Source organism: Corynebacterium sp. KPL2838 (genome assembly GCF_040225455.1).
GTDB lineage: Bacteria > Actinomycetota > Actinomycetes > Mycobacteriales > Mycobacteriaceae > Corynebacterium > Corynebacterium rhinophilum.
On record NZ_JBEHFT010000020.1, the window covers coordinates 1 to 18,132 of the forward strand.

The following is an 18,132-nucleotide window of genomic DNA, read 5'->3' on the forward strand; positions in this document are numbered from 1 at the left end:
TAAACCCCTACCCCCACCAACACAAAATGTCGTTTAACTCGACACGCCGAAAAACAACACGTTTTGTCGTTTAACCCTCGCGGGGAGGGCCCGCTCGGAGGAAATGGTGGTGGAGATATAAAAAATCCCGAGCGCGGGGCTCGGGAGTTTGGGGTGGCTGACGGGACTCGAACCCGCGACAACCAGGATCACAACCTGGTGCTCTACCAGCTGAACTACAGCCACCATCGTTGCGCGAAAGCAACGAGATATAGGTTAACTCACGCCGCGTAAATTACAAAAACGCCTGGTAATCGGCGGTGGTTTCGGCCTTGAGGTCCTCGGCTTCGGTAGAAGTTGGGCCCTCATCGGTGCGAAAGACGCTGCGGCGATAGAAATCGAGCTCGCGGATGGACTCGATGATGTCCTGCAGTGCGCGGTGGGCCATGCCCTTATCGGGCTGGTTGTAGTAGGCCCGCGGGTGCCAGCGCCGGGCGAGCTCCTTGATGGTGGAGACGTCGATCATGCGGTAGTGCAGCACCTCATCCAGCCGCGGCATGTAGGCGCGGATGAAGGTGCGATCGGTGGCGATGGAATTGCCGGCCAGGGGAGCGGGGTGCTCGCAGTGCTCGTTGATGAGCGCCAGCACCGCGTCCTCGGCCTCGCGGATGGTGGTGGTGGACTGGCGGATTTCTTTATCGAGGCCGGAGTTTGCGTGCATCTCGGTGACGAAGGAATCCATCTGTGATAGTTCCTCTTCGGTGGCGTGGACGACGAGATCGATGCCCTTGCCAAGGATGTTGAGATTGCCGTCCGTGATGACTGCGGCCACCTCGACGATGACGTGGCGCTCTGGGTCGAGGCCGGTCATTTCCAGGTCGATCCACACGAGGCGATCGTATTTTGCGGCGATTTCGGGAGAAGACATGCGTTCCATTCTAACCCCGGCCGGCCGGGCCCTCCGCGCGCCCCGATCCGCATCCCATAAAGCGAAAAGAAAAATTTACCTATCGTTTTACCGACACGGGAAAGTGATTTACGGCATACTTTCTATATCGTGCTTCACAAGGGAGGTGCGAATCACTAAGGAGTTTCTCGATGGCAAACTTTCTCGATGCCCTCAATTCCATAATTTGGTCGCCCGCCCTCGTGTTTTTGTGCTTGGGTGCGGGTGTTTATTTCACCGTGGTAACGCGGGGCCTGCAGGTCCGATGCATTCCAGATATGCTGCGACAAATTTCTAAGGGCGAAAAATCCGACGACGGTGTTTCTTCTTTCCAATCGCTGATGGTCTCGCTATCTGGCCGCGTGGGCGTGGGTAATATCGCCGGCGTGTCCACGGCCATTGCCTTCGGTGGCTCTGGTGCGGTGTTCTGGATGTGGGCGGTGGCCCTCTTGGGCTCGTCCACCTCCTTCATCGAGTGCACCCTGGCGCAGATTTATAAAGAAAAGGACCAGGACACCGGCGAGTACCGCGGTGGCCCGGCCTACTACATCGAAAAGGCGTATAAGCACACCAAGGCTGCGCCGTTCATGATGGTCTACGGCATCCTCTTTGCCATCGCCATGATTTTGGCCACCAGCTACTTCCTGCCGGGCATTCAGGCCAATGCTGTGGCCGCGGCGGCCGATACCGCGTGGGGTATTAACTCCACTTGGGCCGCGGTAGTCCTAGCCGGCATTTTGGCCATCATCATTATCGGTGGCGTCAAGCGCATCGCTAACTTCGCCACCCTGGTCGTGCCGTTTATGGCCGTGATTTACATCGGCATTTCCATCGTCGTGATGCTCATTAACTACTCGCAGATTCCAGAGGTCTTCGGACTTATCTTTAAGTCTGCCTTCAACCTCGAGGCTGGGTTCTCCGGCATGCTGGGTGTGGCCATCATGTGGGGCGTTAAGCGCGGTATTTACTCCAACGAGGCCGGCCAGGGCACCGGCCCGCAGTCCGCTGCCGCCGCGGAGGTCTCCCACCCGGCTAAGCAGGGCTTCGTGCAGTCCTTCGCCGTGTACATCGACACCCTCTTCGTGTGCTCCGCAACGGCGTTCATGATCATCTCCACGGATATGTACACCGTCTTCCGCGGCGAATCCGAGGATGGCGAGGTTGTCTACCAGGGCTCGCTTCCCGATGACGTCGCGGTCGGCCCCGGCTTCGTCCAATCCGGCCTCGATAGCGTCTTTGCCGGCTGGGGCCCGACGTTTATCGCCGTGTCTATTGCCTTCTTCGCCTTTACCACCGTGTTGGCGTACTACTACATGTCCGAGGTCAACCTGACCTACTTCAACCGTTGGGTCAAGTCCCGCGCGGTTCGCCGCGGCCTAGTATGGGCGCTGCGCATCCTGATTATCGTCTCGGTCATCGTGGGTGCTACCACGACTCCGGGCTCGGCCTGGGCGCTGGGCGATATCGGCGTGGGTACCACCGCATGGCTAAATATCATCGCCATCCTCTTCCTGCAGGTGCCGGCGCTGAAGGTCCTGAAGGACTACGAGAAGCAAAAGAAGGCGGGCAAGGATCCGGAATTCGACCCAGAAGCGGTGGGCATCAAGAACGCCGATTTCTGGGTGGACCGCAAAAACGCCCGCGCGGCGGCACAAGCCGCCAGCAAGCAAGCCGCCGGCGAGAATGCGGAAAGCTAGCCCATCTGGGAATAAAACCGCCCAATGAGCGGCGCGATGACTGGGGTCGGCAGCACCTTGCTGACCACGTTCATCGCCTTTGACAAGGGGCCAGGGACCACGCGTCGCTGGCCTTTTTGCATGGCCGCGATGGTCTCTTTGGAGCAGGACTCATATGTGGTCCACAACGCATCGGGCACGACCTTATCCACGATGGTCTGGTCCTCTTCGGCGATGGTCGCCTCGCGCACCGGCCCAGGAGCTAGCAGGGTACAGCTGATGCCAGAGCCCTTGAGCTCATAGTGCAGCGCCTCCGTAAACGCATTCACCCCGGCCTTGGTAAAGACGTAGGTCGCATTATTGGGGATGGGGATATTGCCGGCCGTTGAGCCCACATTGCAGATGGCACCCGCACGCCGCGGGAGCATATGTTCCAGCGCGGCGCGGGTCAGGCGGTGCACGGCGGTGCCATTTAAGGCGAATTGGGAGGACTCGTAGCCCCAGTCCTGGTCCATGAAGGGCCCGAAGCTGGCGATGCCGGCGGAATTGACCAGGATGGAGACTTCCTTGGAGGAGATGGCGTCAATGACTACCTCGCCCCCTTCATCGGTGGCCAAATCCGCGGGCAGGGCACTGGCCTCAATGTGGTGGCGGCGCTCAAGTTCTGCGGCTATGTCTTCCAAGATTTCGCCGCGCCGGGCAACGAGGATGACGTTATAGCCCATCGCCGCAAAATCGTGGGCCATCGCCTTGCCGATGCCCTGACTAGCGCCCGTAACCAGGGCATAGGAGGTACGAGATGGTGCCGGAAGTGACATTGTCGAGCCTTTCGAAGAAGCCGTTTGCTAAAGACCCCAGCGTAGACAAAAAGCCGGCATGCTGCGAAAAAGTCTCGAGGCTTCACAGGTATAAAGAAGTTCGAGGGGCCTCCTAATAGGCCATCAGGCGGCCATTCAGCTCCCCGTGACTGCTACGCTCCGGAGAAATATCGGGAGTGTGACTGGCGGAGGTTTTCCTCACTCGCGCTAGCAACCGCCACAATTTCCATATCCGGGTCATTATTGGATCGGTCTAAACGCAATCGTTCACGCGTAGCTGCGGAGAGTGAATCGAACTTTTCACATCGGACAGTGCCCTTTTTGCGATGGTATTCAATCAAGAATGCTGGCATGGAGCTTGTCACTTTCCTTTCTGCGCGATATCTGACCGTACTTTAACTAATTCCGAAAGTCTATCTTCGAGTATGCCAAAAGCACGGCTCCTCAGCTGACGAATTTCCGAATGCAGTGGGCCGACTCGCCTCGTGGAGCTAAAAGGGATGAAGACACTATCAGCGACTCTCTCCGCTTGATGGACAGTGCCAGAAGCCTCATGTAGAAGTTCCATCTCCGTGCGAGCCGCGGGGTTCGGTTTCGCACCAAATTCCAGGTAGCGAATGTCCCTGCCGTAGATATCAGCTGCGACCTCGTAGAGGTTCGCCCATTGGGCCTGCATGGCTGTTCTTATTTGAAACTCAGCGCGCCCCGCAGGGGTGACAAGGTGCAAATGTATGGCTCGGTAACCGGAGTGCGCATTCTCTCTCATGTCACTAATCTCGACCTTGGTTGCACCGGCGTTTAGAAAATCTTCCTTAAAAAGTTCAGCTATCTTGATTTGCTCGGATAGGGTTAAATCGCAGTCAAACCTAAGCCCTGACACGTCCCAGATGTTTTCCAGCGGATATGTTGGCATCCTCCGAAGTTTTTCTATAAGCGTGCCGAATGTCTTAACCCTGGCGGCAAATACATAATCGCCCGAGTCAGGCCTGATCGATCCTTCTTGTTCATTTAATGGATAAATTAGGCATCTGACTGTGTTGGTTGCTATTTCCATCAGAGCGTCGCAGAGAACGGCTTGGTGCTCGAGGAATCGAAGAAGTATCTCCTCGTCGTACGGGGTGCCTTTGCGCAGATTGCTTCCGACTTTGTGTACCTGATTCCAGGTGAATGAATCTCGGTCGGGCTTGGTCTTTATGAAGTCCATGTCAGTTCTGTAGGTTCCGAATAATATCCCTAAGCGGATAAGTTGCTGGGGCAGAGAGGTTGAGTTTTAACTCTATCTTTCCCCGTCCTACCCATTTTTGCAGTAGTCCTGGGTTGAAGTAGGGACCTCGCGGGCGGAGCTTATAGCCGAATTTCGTGTGGTGATCCAGGCATCTTGACTGTGGGCTACTGCTTTCGGATATGTTCCATTCGGCACTCTCTTCACACCGCACGATTCACGGCAGACCTTGGCATCGCTGGCAATTAAGGGTGGGCAAATCCTAGAGTGCTTCAGATGATATTTGGACACTCGAGCGTAACCATTACGAAGGACAGATACGGTCATCTTTATCCGGAAGATTTAAGCGCGTTCACTTCCGGTTGCGATACGTTATTTTCAAAGGATTGTGCCCATTGTGTGCCCAAAGGCCACTTTCCTCGCGGTGTTAATCCGTCAGAAAGTGGCCTTGAGCTGCGGTGCCCCCAGCAGGACTCGAACCCGCGACACATGGGGTAGAAACCCACTGCTCTAATCCGCTGAGCTATGGGGGCTGGACAGCACACTCATATTAGCCCACGGCCACGGTGATTTCTAAGCCAGGGGGCGGGCGGAATTGTGCGTGCGCAAAATACCGACCAATTCTTGGGCGGCTGGGGTCAGTTCGCGGTCGGAGCGGTACGCCACGATGGCGTGGAACCGCGGAAGTTCCTCTTTGACCGTTAGCGAAGCGATGCCCTGCGGATGCAGCGCGGGGGCGCACCGTGGCATGAAGCTGATGCCAAAGCCACTGGAAATCATCGGAATGGCAGCGTGCAGCGATGTCACGTCTTGAATGTGATTCGGCTTGTAGGAGGGGTGGTTCTCCCACAGTTCATCGTAGAGCTCTGCCATGCCGGGAAGCTCGCGGCAGTGGGGAGGCACCAGCCAGGTTTCCTCGCGCAAGTCCCGCAAGGAGATCGGAGCGGGGAGGTGCGACAGGCTTTCTGGCACCGCGAGGGTGTAGTCGAACTCGGCGACGTCGTGGATGGTCAGCTCGGGCGAGTAGCGGCGAATGAAGGCTTTGGGGTCGGACGTCGGCAAGAGCGCGAGGTCCACCTGGCCCTCCAATAGTCGCTTAATGGCGGTGGTCGCGGTGGAATCATCCAAGCTAATGCGAGCCGAGGGGTGGATTTCGGTGAGCTCGGAGAGGATGGAAGGGGTAAATTCCCAGTTCAAAATGGGACACGACGTCAGGGAGACGGTATTGGCGTTATCGCCGGTGATTTCGCTGATGTGGCGCTGGGCATCGGCAAGCAGGGCATCAACCTTAAGGGCGGTGTCATAGACATAATCACCCGCCTCCGTGGTAGTTACGCCCGAACGACCCCGGGACAGCAACTGGGTATTGAGCTCCTTTTCCAATTTGCGGATGGAAAGGCTCAGGGAGGGTTGTGTCATTTCGAGGGCTGCGGCGGCATGGGTAAAGGACCCATTGTCTACAACGGCACGGAAATAAAGAAGTTGACGGGTGTCCATAGGCTCTATCATGGCATATCCAGGGGAAAAATATGCGTTCGCTTTGCATTAGGGTGGCCCTATAGAATGCGAGCTATGGTCAATAAGCTGGTCAAAAGCACGCAGTCTGGAACGCAAAAACCCCGTCCTTCCTGGGGAATTTTTATTGCAGCAATGCTTTTTGCTGGCTTGGTTGCCGGGTTCGTTTCCTTATTTTTATTGGCGGATTCCTTGGCAGCCTTGGGCATTCCGGACCCTGGGCGGATTACCACCTTTGGCCTGCCACTGTTTCGTGGACTGGCGTGGCTCTTGATGGCGCTTTCTGTGGGCTCCTTTTTGGCCTCGTCGTTTCTCATCGCCCCGCGTGGCGAGAACGATTCCCTCATCGGGGCACCATTATCGGTTGACGGCCATATCGCCGCCCGCACCGGTACGTGGTCGGCCTTCGGCGTTGCGGCCGTGGGGCTGGTAGAAATCCCGATGATCATGTCGGACCTTACCGGCACGCCGTTTTTTAAGGTCTTCAACCTGACCATTCTGAAAATGGCCTTTACGGAAATTTCCTCCACCATCGTGTGGGGGATTGCGGTGCTCATCGCCCTCACCGTGGGAATTATTGGCAGACTCAGTCGCACCTGGGCCATGCAGCCGGTCCTGCTGTTGCTGTCCATCCTGCAAGTAGTCCCCATCGGACTTGAAGGCCACTCCGCGACCGGTGGCGACCACGATTACGGCACGAACTCGCTGCTGTGGCACCTGGTATTTGTGATGCTGTGGGTAGGCGGCCTCATGGCGCTTATCGCGCACGGCCGGCGCTTGGGCCCGAACCTCGCCTTTGCGGTCAAGCGCTATTCCACCATCGCGTTCATGGCCATCGTCGTGCTGGCGGTATCCGGCCTGGTCAATACGCTCATCCGGATGGATATTTCGGACCTGCCGCAATCACCCTACGGCATTATCCTGATTACCAAATTCGTGCTCACCATTCTGCTGGGCATTATGGGGCTTATCCACCGTGAGCTCACCATTCCGCAGTTAGATAGAAACCCGCGGCTCTTTATCCGCATCGCCATCGTGGAGCTCGCAGTCATGGCGGGAACGATTGGCGTAGCCATCACCCTGGGGCGCACCGTGCCGCCGCCACCGCGTGACCCAAATTTGAGCTCCATGCAGATCCTTATGGGCTATAACCTGCATGAGGCGCCCACGGTATTCAATATCTGGACGATGTTCCGCTTTGACATCATGTTTGGCACGATTGGCCTACTCTTGGCCGCGGCATACGGCTACTTGGTCTACCGCGTGCACAAGCGCGGGTTGAACTGGGACAAGGGGCGCACCGCGTGGTTTATGGTGGGCTCGCTGGGACTTACGCTCGTCATGTCCACCGGGCTCGGCCTGTACATGCCGGCCATGTATTCCATTCACATGCTGGTGCACATGATTTTGTCTATGACCATTCCGCTGCTCATGGTGTTAGGCGCGCCCGTCACGTTGGTCATGGAGGCCTACGAGCCGGGGCCGAAGGGCCAGCCCAGCCCGCACGATTATGCCTTGGCGCTGACCCAATCCACGTTCGTGCGGATCATTACCAATCCCTTCGTGAACTTGGCGCAGTACCTCTTTTTCCTCTACGTGCTCTATCTTTTTCCGAGCCTGTACGAATTTGCGATTTCAGAGCACGCCGGCCACCTCATCATGAACTACGTGTTCCTCATTTCCGGCTACTTCTATTTCTGGGAGGTCATCGGCCCAGATCCCCTGCCCAAGCGCCATTCCACGCCCTTCCGGCTTGGCATGCTTTTCTTGTCGATGCCCTTCCACCTCTTCGCCGGCGTGTACCTGATGCAGCTGCAAACGGTGCTTGGCCTCGACTTTTATCAGTACCTCGAGCTGCCCTGGGATCAGGACCTGTTGCAGGATCAGCGCGTGGGTGGGGGCATCGCCTGGGGCTTTGGCCAATTCCCCTTGGTCATTGTCTTTGGCAAGCTCTTCTTGGATTGGCTGCGCGATGACCGCGCGACCGCACGGCGCCACGACGTGCAGGCGGAGGCGGACGATGACGCTGAGCTCGCCCGCTATAACGCGATGCTGGAGAATATGAGCCACGGCGATGAAAGCGGGTTCCGCGGGCACTAAATAGCCGGCCACTTGTGGATAACCCACCCGAAAGTGACCATCCTGGCGCCACTTTGTTGAAGAGAACAATAAGTTATCCACAGCGTTGATGGTCATAGCATGGTGCGGGTTGCGCTGCGGCAGCAGGATGTGAAGGCGAGCGAGGGACATACCACTCGCGAACTCACAACCTAGTAAAGGAATTTCAGCACCATGTCTCAATACCCAGTGATGCTCACCGGCCGCCTTACCCAAGACCCGATCTTGACCAAGACCTCGACCGGCGCATATAAAACCAAACTGCGCATCGCATCCTCACGGCGCGTTCCTGACCGCCCCGCCGATACCGGCACCGAGGCGGAGAACCAGCGCGGCCAGCAGCAGTGGCGCGATGTAGACCACCTCTTTATTGACGTGGAAATGTGGAACCAATTTGCCATCAACGTCAAGAAATCCCTGGCTAAGGGAATGCCACTGCTCGTTTGCGGCTCGATCGTCTCTGATCAGTGGCGCGATGATGAGGGCAAGGACCACTACCGCACCTATATCAAGGCACAGTATGTGGGCTTGGACCTAAACCGCCACGTCATCGGCGCAAAACGCTTGGCGCCGCAATATAACCAGGAAAACATCGCTATTCCGGAGCTTGGCGATAACGAAGTTGAGCCCGACGTGGATAACTCCGCGCCGGGAGATACCGCCGCCGATACCGCTGCAGACCGCATCCAAGCGGGAAATAGCGTGGCAGCCCCAGAGGCCGAGGAAGTAGCAACGCAAGAGGAGGAGACCGCCGAAACCGTGCATGCATAGCGCCAGCCATCCGCCTCGGGTTCACCCGCCCCGAGGCACCTAGGCACGCTTTCTGATGTAGTGTTTGTGTAGATAAATACGTCTCCCAAATTTTTGCAAAGGGGTAAAAGTGGGCGAATTCATCTACACGATGAAAAACGTGCGCAAGGCAATTGGCGATAAGGTCATCCTTGATGATGTCACGATGGCGTTCTACCCGGGCGCCAAGATTGGTGTGGTCGGCCCCAATGGTGCCGGTAAATCCTCCATTCTGAAGATCATGGCCGGCTTGGATCAGCCCTCCAATGGTGAGGCATTCCTCGACCCGGGCGCTACCGTGGGCATCCTGCAGCAGGAGCCGCCGCTGAATGAAGAAAAGACCGTGCGCGGCAACGTCGAGGAGGGCCTCGGCGATATCTTTGAAAAGAAGCAGCGCTTCGAGGAAATCGCCGAAGAAATGGCGACCAATTACAGCGACGAGCTCATGGCAGAAATGGGCAAGCTGCAAGAGGACCTGGATGCTGCCGATGCATGGGAGGTTGATTCCAAGATCGAGCAGGCAATGGAAGCATTGCGCTGCCCGCCTTCCGATGCCCCGGTGACCAACCTCTCCGGTGGTGAGCGCCGTCGCGTGGCCTTGGCCAAGCTCCTGTTGACGGAGCCGGACCTGCTGCTTTTGGACGAGCCCACCAACCACTTGGACGCCGAGTCCGTGGAGTGGCTGGAAAAGCACTTGGCGGATTACCCAGGTGCCGTCTTGGCCGTCACCCACGACCGTTACTTCTTGGACCACGTGGCAGGCTGGATCTGCGAGGTGGACCGCGGCAAGCTGTACCCGTACGAGGGCAACTACTCCACCTACCTGGATAAGAAGCAAGAGCGCCTCCAGGTTGCCGGTAAGAAGGACGCCAAGCTGCGCAAGCGCTTGAAGGACGAGCTGGAATGGGTACGCTCCGGTGCCAAGGCTCGCCAGGCCAAGAACAAGGCGCGTTTGGAGCGCTACGAAGAGATGGCTGCCGAGGCGGAGAAGTACAAGAATCTGGACTTCGAGGAAATCCAGATTCCTACGCCGCCGCGCTTGGGCAATAAGGTCGTCGAGGCGAAGAACCTGGTCAAGGGCTTCGATGATCGAACCCTGATTAAGGACCTGTCCTTCACCTTGCCGCGCAACGGCATCGTCGGTGTTATCGGCCCGAACGGTGTGGGTAAGACCACGCTGTTTAAGACCATCGTCGGTTTGGAAGAACCGGATGATGGCTCTGTTGAGGTCGGCGAGACCGTCAAGCTGTCCTACGTGGACCAGAACCGCGAGAATATCGACCCAGAGGCTACCGTGTGGGAGGTCGTTTCCGGCGGTCTGGATTATATTCACGTTGGCCAAAATGAGATGCCATCGCGCGCATACCTTTCCGCCTTCGGTTTCAAGGGCCCGGATCAGCAAAAGCCGTCGAAGGTGCTCTCCGGTGGTGAGCGCAACCGCTTGAACTTGGCGCTGACCCTGAAAGAGGGCGGCAACCTTATCCTTCTTGACGAGCCAACCAACGACTTGGACGTCGAAACCCTGGGTTCGCTAGAAAACGCCTTGGAGAAATTCCCTGGCTGCGCCGTTGTTATTTCCCACGACCGCTGGTTCTTGGACCGCACCTGTACCCACATTTTGGCGTGGGAAGGCAACGTTGCCGAGGGGCAATGGTTCTGGTTTGAGGGTAACTTTGGTGACTATGAGAAGAACAAGGTGGAGCGTCTGGGAGAAGACGCCGCCCGTCCTTCTTGCGTAACTCACCGCAAGCTCACCCGATAATCCTGAGGAGAATGATGGCGACCGATAACGCGCATACCCACCAAGTGCCCACCCGCTGGGGCGATTTCGATATGTACGGCCACATGATGAACGCCAACTATATTGAGGTTGCCCAGGAAGCACGCTTGGCTTTTGCCAAGGAGAATATCTATGCCAAGGGCATCGATTTCATGGCATTGGTGCGTCATCTCGACGTGGACTATATGCGGCCCATTCCCTTTGAGGGCAATGCCCACGTCATCGTGGAAACCTCCGTTTCCCAGATCGGTTCGTCATCCTTTACCACGACCCAGCAGGTCAAGACCGCTGCTGGGGAGGTAGCGGCCACGGTGAACTGTGTGCAGGTTGTCATTGACAAGAAGAAGCACACCCCGCGCCCGCTTACGGATGAGGAAAAGGATATTCTGCAGATGAGCGCCTCCTAACTGGCGCACTAGGCACATGAAGAAAGGTAGGGCCCGTTAGCCATGGTCACCGAGTCGCTTGAAGTTCGCAGCGGAGGACCTGGCTTACGGGCCCTTCTTGCGCGCGCAGTTGGGGTGGACGCGAATGCGTCGGTGCGTCTGCGCCAGCTTGCCGATGACGTCGTCGATGCCTTCGTCACCACCCCCTTCGAGGTCGTCGCCTCCCGGCGGGTACAGGGGGTTGTCTCCCGCGATGGGGCAGCGGTGTCCGCGGAGACGCTGGAGCAACAGCTCGCGGAACACGATGGCACCGGCATCATGGAACTCGGCCCAGCCCGCGATGCGTCGTGGCCGGGGGCATTGCCGCCGGCCACCGGATTTAGCGTGGTGGACACCCTGCCTGTGACGGTGGTTCGCGACCTTTCGGATCAGGGCCAAAAGCTGACCCGAGAGTTTTCCGGCCCCATGGGCCCGCCACCCAGCCTGCTTAATCAGACCGTGGTCACGGTTGAAGGCAATGGACAGACGGTGGAAATCCCGATGCGGATGATCTTTGCCTGCACCAACTTGGGGCTAATTCCGGGGTTCTCTGCCTCCATGGATATTCCGCGGCACCTGCGAGTGTCGAGTCTTGGCCGGTGGGTGCGCCTTGATGCACCGTTTGGCAGCATCTACCGTTCCACGCGGCTATCGGTTCTGTAATTACTCCCGAATCTGGGATCTCACCGCCCAAAACAGACAGTGAGTGATACCTATAACCCAATAGTCGGGGGTAGTAGATATTTTCCTGGTGTGGATTTTTAACCCCATACACTGCGGTATCGGGGAAAGTGCGATTATTGCTGTCACCCCCGTTCGTGAAATATACACAAACTTATATTCTCCTTCGTATTCTGCGTTAACCTGACAGCGAGAAGTAAATTTTCGCCTCTGTAACCAACACATGAAGGAGAACCTCCGTGCGCATTTCTGTACCTAAAGAAATCATGAATAATGAAAGCCGCGTTGCCCTCACCCCAACTGAGGTGCGGACCTTGGTTGCTGAGGGGCACGAGCTTTTCATCGAAACGGGCGCAGGCGTAGGCGCGTCCTTCCCCGATGAGGAGTATGTAGAGGCTGGCGCTACCATCGTTGATTCTGCGGACGAGACGTGGGCCAAGGCCGAGCTCCTGCTGAAGGTAAAGGAGCCGCTCGAGTCCGAGTACCAGTACCTGCGTTCGGATCTCACTGTCTTTACCTACCTGCACTTGGCAGCGGATCGCCCGCTGACGGAGGCGCTGACGGAATCGAAGACGACCTCGATTGCTTATGAAACCGTTACGGACCGCCGCGGCACCCTGCCGCTTTTGACCCCTATGTCCCAGGTTGCTGGGCGCTTGGCCGTCATTGAGGGTTCACACCACCTTTTGTCCACCCAGGGCGGCCGCGGCCTCTTGGTCTCCGGTATCCCGGGCACCCAGCCTGCGCGCGTGGTGGTCATCGGCGGTGGCCAGGTAGGCGCGTCCGCCGTTGCGATGGCACACGGTCTGCGCGCAGAGGTCACGGTCTTGGACGTGGATCCGCACGTCCTGCAGCGCTTTGATGACCAGTACGCCGGCGGCGTGCGCACCCTGATCTCTGATCCGTCCACGCTGGATAAGGAGTTGGAGGAGGCCGATCTCGTCATTGGCGCCGTACTGATTCCAGGTGCGGCGGCACCAAAGCTGGTCCGCGAGGAGACCGTGAAGAAGATGAAGGAGGGCGCAGTGCTTGTCGATGTCGCCATCGACCAAGGCGGCTGCTTCGAGAACTCGCGCAAGACCTCCCACGACGAGCCGACCTTCAAGGTCCACGACACGCTCTTCTACTGCGTGGCCAATATGCCTGGTGCGGTGGCTAATACCTCGGCCCGCGCTTTGGCTTCGGCGACGCTGCCGTATATCCGCGCGGTAGCCAACGACAACCTGGATGCCGCAATCGAGCGCTTCCCAGGCTTGCGCTCCGGCGTCATGACCCGCGGCGGCAATCTGGTATCCGAGCCGGTACGCCAGGCATTCGACTGGCAGGACTAGATAGGTGCTAGCGCAAGCCGGTGCTAGCGCTGATGCACAGTAAAGGGGCCCGTGCACTACCTAATATGGAAGTGCGCGGGCCCCTGTTTGTGGCTTGAAACGCTTGCAAAAGCAGCGTTACAAGCAGGTGAAAAATTAAGGCGCTCTATTGATGAGCATGGCGGCGACGCGCTGCATGTGGTCCCAAATCATGGTGCGATACGCCGGCGGGATGGTGTCTTCCTCGATGCCATCGAGGGATTTTCCCATCAGCTCGAGCCAGCGGTCGTGAGCTTCCATGTCGATGGGGAAGGTCGCATGCCGCATGCGCAGGCGCGGGTGCCCGCGGTTTTCGGAGAAGTGTTGGGGACCGCCCCAGTACTGAATCAGGAACCAGGTAAGGCGCTGTTCCGCGCCTTCCCAATCTTGATCTGGATACATGGGGCCAATCACGTCGTCTTCTTTGACCTGGTCATAAAAGCCATGCACTAGGCGTTCAAAGGTAGGGGTCCCACCGATGGCTTCATAGACGGAATTCATTTAGGCATCGTCTCCCTTGTGCGGATTGGCAATGCCGATGCCGTGTGGGTAGGGGGTGCTGATGCCCTCTGCGTGCATGACGTTGAGGACGCGGGACTGGACAAAGCGCTGGACGTCCCACTGGCGGCCCGGCAGCGTCTTGGTGGAAACGCGGAAGGAGACGTAGTCCGGCTCGAACTTGGACATGCCGTCGATGCGCGGGGTGCTGAGCACCATCTTGCGGATCTTTTCGTCCTTGACGGCATCCTTGACGGCCTTGTCGATGACATCGCCAGCAACCTCAGGGTCATTGGATAGCCCGACAGGGATTTGGATGCGGGCAACGGAGTACTCATCGGAGTGGTTAGCCACCTGCAAGATTTCGCCATTGCGGACGTACCACAGGGCACCGTCGATATCGCGGACGGTGGTAATGCGCAGGGAAATGGACTCGACGTCACCGAAGACGCCGTTGCCTAAGTCAATGACATCGCCAATGCCGTATTGATCCTCAATGAGCATGAAGATACCGGAGAGAAAGTCTCGGACCAGTTCCTGTGCACCGAAGCCGAGGGCGACACCGATTACACCGGCAGACGCGATCAGCGGGGCAACGTTGACTTCCAATTCATCCAGGATGGCGATGCCGGCCGAAACCCAGACCACGATGGCAACCGCCGATCGCCCCACGCCGGCGAGGGTCTTAATCCTCGAGGCCCGGCGGGCCTCCCTTGTTTCTCGCAGGGTGTCATCCGGTTGTCCGTCCTCTCCAGACCTGCTGCGGCTGAGGCTGGGCTTTTTGAGGGTGGAGGCCTTAATGCTGTTTTTCGCCAGCCGGTTGATAAGGTGGCGCAGCGCCCAGTGCGCAATGAAGGCCAAGATGATAATGAGGCCGATGCGAATGGGCCGCTCGATAAGCCAAAGCTGAACGTTTTCGTCATTCCAGAAGCTCGATACGGACTCGACTGCATCGTCTTTTTTCTCTGCAGCGCCCTGAGCCGTGATAAATAAGTTCGTACTCATCATTCTTTCTTGATCGTAGACACAAGCTAACCGCACCCATTCTAGAGAAGAATCCTGAAATCTCACTGACAGCGCAGAATTTGCAGCGCGCGTGGAACCGAATATAAATTGCCGAATGGCCGGTGTGGATGAACCGCTTAGTCTACGATTGGGAGGCATGACTGAACACAGCGCGCATAACTTGGCAAAAGGATTTTCATCCCGATCCATTCACGCTGGATATCACCCGGATCCGCACATGGGATCCATTAACGTGCCGATCTACGCCTCGACCACGTTCGCCCAAGATGGCCTCGCGCAGCTGCGCGGCGGCTTCGAATACGGGCGCGTGGCCAACCCGACGGTTCGATCCCTTGAAAAGACCTTGGCTGCGCTGGAGGGTGCGGACTACGCCCGCGTCTTTGCCACTGGTATGGCAGCCGCCGATACGATGGTGCGCATTCTGGTGCGTCCCGGCGACCACGTCATCTTGGGCAATGACTCCTACGGTGGGTCCTACCGCCTGCTTAATGATTTCACGGAGTGGGGCGTGGAGATGTCCATTATCAATACCTGCGATGTCGATGCCGTCGCCGCCGCGGTAAAGGACAATACCAAGCTCATCTGGTTAGAAACCCCGACCAACCCGGCGCTGAATATCACCGATATTGCGGCGGTGGCCAAGGTTAAGGGCAATGCGCAGGTGCTGGTAGACAATACTTTCGCCACGCCGTACCTCCAGAACCCGCTCGCACTCGGCGCAGACCACGTCCTGCACTCCACCACGAAGTACTTGGGTGGGCACTCCGATGTCCTCGGTGGCGCCGTAGTTACCAATGACCCCGAGGTGGATGAGCAGCTGCTGTATTTCCAGGGCAACGTGGGTGCGGTCGCCTCGCCTTTCGATGCCTACCTGACCGCCCGCGGTATTAAGACCCTCGGCGTGCGTATGGACCGCCACTGCGCCAATGCGCAAAAGGTGGCGGAATTCTTACAGGCCCGCCCAGAGGTCAAACAGGTGCGGTACCCGGGATTGGCGGAGCACCCGGGCCACGAGCTGGCGGCGCAGCAGATGCGTGGGTTCGGCGGCATGATGTCCGTGCGCTTCCACAACCCAGAGCACGCCAAGCAGATTTGTTTGAATACGCGGCTTATTTGCCTAGCGGAATCGCTGGGTGGGGTGGAATCGCTCATCGAGCACCCGCAGAATATGACACACGTATCGGCCGAAGGATCCGAATTGGTGCCGCCGGAGGACATGGTGCGCATCTCCATCGGCATCGAGGACATCGATGACCTGCTAGCGGATCTGCAGCAGGCCCTCGACGCCCTTTAAAAAGCGCTCTAAAACGCGTACTTAGTGGCCGCCGGCAACCTTTAACAGGGATCCGGCGGTCTTATCTGTTTCCTGCAGCATGAGCGGGTCCGTGCCCGGCATAGGGGAAATTGTTGTATCCGGCCACTGCGCATATGTGGGGATGCCCACGATATGCAGGCGTTCATCTAGGCTGCCATCAGGATGTACGGTGCGCCGCGTGGCACCATCGGTTTCGGGGGAACCGGTGTCCTGCCTGTGATCGGCAAACGGGCGCACCCGTCCACCCTCGACCAATCCGCGGGTGAGCGGATCGCCGGCGACGCGGATATCGGGCTTGTGCATAAAGGCATCGACAAGCGTGGGCGCGGATGCCGAGCGCGGGCCAGAAGTCAGAGTGAAATGGTCTGACTCGATGGCGAGGGTGGGGTGATCGCCGAGGAAGTGGACTAGGTGGGCATCGACAAGCGCGAGCAATTGGCGCACGCGGAAAAGCGGAGGACCCGAGCCCACCATCTGCCCAAAGGACATGAACTGCGCGTAGCGGCCCGTGCGGGACTCGCGCGTATAGCGGCCTTCTGCGCCGAGGATAGAGGCGGGTTTGCGCGACTGGGACAGTGACCACAGCGCGGCCTTCATGGGCGAATCGTGGCCCGCCGCAGCCTCCTGGATATCGCCCGCCAGGCTATCCGCGATGTGGGCGGTCAACGCCGAAATATCGCCGGTAAAACCAGCGACTTGGTACATCAGCTCGGTCATATCCCACGGCTGGGTGACCAGGGGAGAAAGGGCGGTGCCGAGATCATCCGGCGCAGTGGCATCGATGACCGCGAGAATCTCTTCCCGCGGGCGGAGCAGCGCCGCCGGATTCACCCGTTCCAGCGTGGTGATATACGCCTCGTAGCTATCGCGGGCGATGGCGGGCCAGACCTGGGCGTCGAAGTCGATGTCCTCAGTGCCCTGGAGCTTATCGATGACCTCATACAACCGCCGCCGCGGCATCGTCGGCGGCAGCTCGTTGTACTCGGACTTGGGATGGAAGGGATAACCGCGGCCGGATGAGACGATGAAATGTGGCTCCTTCCCGCCCGCCTCGTAGCGTAGGCCAGAGCGAGCGGTGGCATCCTCGACGAACCTGCCGCCGCGCTCGATGGTGGTCAGCGCCATGATGTCATAAAAGCCCATGCCCAAACCGCGCACCAGCACGTCTTCGCTGGCAGGAATGGCTGCATAGTCTTGTTCCACGGGGTTGCCCGGTGCGATCCACCGCAGCCCGGACTCCGCCAAGCGCTGCTCCTCATCATTAAAGCGCGGCGCCATCCAGCCATAGGCTAGGACCGTGGCATCGGCGCGCACCTGCGAGCCATCGTCCAGGTGCAGGATATCGGCCGCGCCGTCCGCGGTAATGGTCTCCACGCGGTGGTGATGGCTGACCGTAGAAATGCTCTCGGGCAAGCGCGCCAGCACCACGTCATAGACCCAGCGCAGGTATTCGCCGTATAACGCGCGCGTGGGGTTGGATTCCGGGCGGGTAGCGGCGAGTTCCGCGCGGTACTCGGTGGCAATACGCGGGGCGGGAGGGTGCTGGGCAAAAAGCTCGCGCTTGGCAGTAGCGACCTTATCGCCCTCGCCGCGCAGCAGTTGGATCCACTCGTATTGCGTCGGCCCCTCGAGGACGGGGGCGCTTACCGTCGCGCCGGGCTCGGTAAAAAGCGTGACAGCCCCCGCGCGCGTATTCATGCACAGGGTCTTGGTTTGGTCGGTTTCCCAGACGCGGCCGGCGCCGTGCTGGGCCTCATCGATGAGGTGAACGGTAACGGGGGAGCTGGAATCATCCATGCGGGCGGTGAGGCGTTCCAAGATGGAAATGCCGCGCGGGCCCATGCCGACGATCGCGATTGCAGGAGTAGCCATAACACCTATCGTGCCACACCGCACCCTGGACGGTTTTATTGGACTCTCCGGTTTTAGATAAGTAGACCAAGATGTCTACTGTAAAATTAGTAAACCCCAATGAGTGCTGGGTAGAGGGTAGAC

General features: G+C 58.4%; 15 protein-coding genes and 2 tRNA genes. 8 read left to right on the forward strand and 9 right to left on the reverse strand.

Going from position 1 to position 18,132, the window contains the following annotated elements; all coding sequences use genetic code 11:
* Nucleotides 1–149: 149 nt before the first annotated feature.
* Both ABRP98_RS07710 and orn read right to left on the reverse strand, forming a co-directional pair.
* Nucleotides 150–225 (reverse strand) — tRNA-His (locus ABRP98_RS07710).
* Nucleotides 226–274: 49 nt separating this feature from the next.
* Nucleotides 275–916, reverse strand: a complete 642-nt coding sequence (gene orn, locus ABRP98_RS07715; protein WP_349858459.1) for an oligoribonuclease — start codon at nt 914–916, stop codon at nt 275–277.
* A 161-nt stretch (nt 917–1,077) separates the two neighbouring features.
* On the opposite strand from orn, the gene ABRP98_RS07720 reads away from it, so the two are divergent.
* Nucleotides 1,078–2,622, forward strand: coding sequence for an alanine/glycine:cation symporter family protein (locus tag ABRP98_RS07720; RefSeq protein ID WP_349858461.1), 1,545 nt, complete (start codon nt 1,078–1,080; stop codon nt 2,620–2,622).
* Here the strand turns inward: ABRP98_RS07720 and cmrA are convergent.
* The 4 genes from cmrA to ABRP98_RS07740 form a co-directional block, all read right to left on the reverse strand.
* A complete protein-coding gene (gene cmrA / locus ABRP98_RS07725; RefSeq protein ID WP_349858465.1) occupies nt 2,619–3,419 on the reverse strand; it encodes a mycolate reductase in 801 nt (266 codons plus the stop codon). The two genes, ABRP98_RS07720 and cmrA, sit on opposite strands and share 4 nt — an antisense overlap.
* Before the next feature lie 361 nt (nt 3,420–3,780).
* Nucleotides 3,781–4,623, reverse strand: a complete 843-nt coding sequence (locus tag ABRP98_RS07730) for a RelA/SpoT-related domain-containing protein (RefSeq protein ID WP_349858466.1) — start codon at nt 4,621–4,623, stop codon at nt 3,781–3,783.
* 477 nt (nt 4,624–5,100) lie between these two features.
* Nucleotides 5,101–5,174: transfer RNA gene (locus ABRP98_RS07735), tRNA-Arg, on the reverse strand.
* 40 nt (nt 5,175–5,214) lie between these two features.
* Nucleotides 5,215–6,138 (reverse strand): LysR family transcriptional regulator, encoded by a 924-nt coding sequence (locus tag ABRP98_RS07740; protein WP_349858468.1) that lies wholly within the window; start codon nt 6,136–6,138, stop codon nt 5,215–5,217.
* A 66-nt stretch (nt 6,139–6,204) separates the two neighbouring features.
* Between ABRP98_RS07740 and ABRP98_RS07745 the strand changes: the two genes are divergently transcribed.
* The 6 genes from ABRP98_RS07745 (at nt 6,205) to ald (ending at nt 13,280) form a co-directional block, all read left to right on the forward strand.
* Nucleotides 6,205–8,256 (forward strand): bifunctional copper resistance protein CopD/cytochrome c oxidase assembly protein, encoded by a 2,052-nt coding sequence (locus ABRP98_RS07745; RefSeq protein WP_502878790.1) that lies wholly within the window; start codon nt 6,205–6,207, stop codon nt 8,254–8,256.
* A 192-nt stretch (nt 8,257–8,448) separates the two neighbouring features.
* Complete coding sequence (locus ABRP98_RS07750) at nt 8,449–9,045, forward strand: single-stranded DNA-binding protein (RefSeq protein WP_349858473.1); 597 nt, start codon at nt 8,449–8,451, stop codon at nt 9,043–9,045.
* Between the two features lie 109 nt (nt 9,046–9,154).
* Complete coding sequence (ettA, locus tag ABRP98_RS07755) at nt 9,155–10,825, forward strand: energy-dependent translational throttle protein EttA (protein ID WP_349858476.1); 1,671 nt, start codon at nt 9,155–9,157, stop codon at nt 10,823–10,825.
* Between the two features lie 11 nt (nt 10,826–10,836).
* A complete protein-coding gene (locus ABRP98_RS07760) occupies nt 10,837–11,250 on the forward strand; it encodes an acyl-CoA thioesterase (protein WP_284771298.1) in 414 nt (137 codons plus the stop codon).
* Between the two features lie 42 nt (nt 11,251–11,292).
* On the forward strand, nt 11,293–11,931 hold the full coding sequence (locus tag ABRP98_RS07765) for a DUF8185 domain-containing protein (protein WP_349858479.1): 639 nt from the start codon (nt 11,293–11,295) through the stop codon (nt 11,929–11,931).
* A gap of 257 nt (nt 11,932–12,188) precedes the next feature.
* The gene (gene ald, locus ABRP98_RS07770) at nt 12,189–13,280 is read left to right on the forward strand and encodes an alanine dehydrogenase (RefSeq protein WP_349858481.1); all 1,092 of its coding nucleotides are present in this window, start codon (nt 12,189–12,191) and stop codon (nt 13,278–13,280) included.
* A gap of 135 nt (nt 13,281–13,415) precedes the next feature.
* Here ald and ABRP98_RS07775 read toward each other — a convergent pair whose 3' ends face one another.
* Nucleotides 13,416–13,799 (reverse strand): globin, encoded by a 384-nt coding sequence (locus tag ABRP98_RS07775; protein WP_284853612.1) that lies wholly within the window; start codon nt 13,797–13,799, stop codon nt 13,416–13,418.
* Nucleotides 13,800–14,804: a mechanosensitive ion channel family protein gene (locus ABRP98_RS07780; protein WP_349858484.1), complete on the reverse strand. Its 1,005-nt coding sequence runs from the start codon at nt 14,802–14,804 to the stop codon at nt 13,800–13,802.
* A gap of 154 nt (nt 14,805–14,958) precedes the next feature.
* Here ABRP98_RS07780 and ABRP98_RS07785 point away from each other — a divergent pair, with 154 nt between their 5' ends.
* Nucleotides 14,959–16,116, forward strand: coding sequence for a cystathionine gamma-synthase (locus ABRP98_RS07785; RefSeq protein ID WP_284796450.1), 1,158 nt, complete (start codon nt 14,959–14,961; stop codon nt 16,114–16,116).
* Nucleotides 16,117–16,137: 21 nt separating this feature from the next.
* Here ABRP98_RS07785 and ABRP98_RS07790 read toward each other — a convergent pair whose 3' ends face one another.
* Nucleotides 16,138–18,009 (reverse strand): FAD/NAD(P)-binding protein, encoded by a 1,872-nt coding sequence (locus ABRP98_RS07790; RefSeq protein ID WP_349858486.1) that lies wholly within the window; start codon nt 18,007–18,009, stop codon nt 16,138–16,140.
* Nucleotides 18,010–18,132 lie beyond the last annotated feature (123 nt).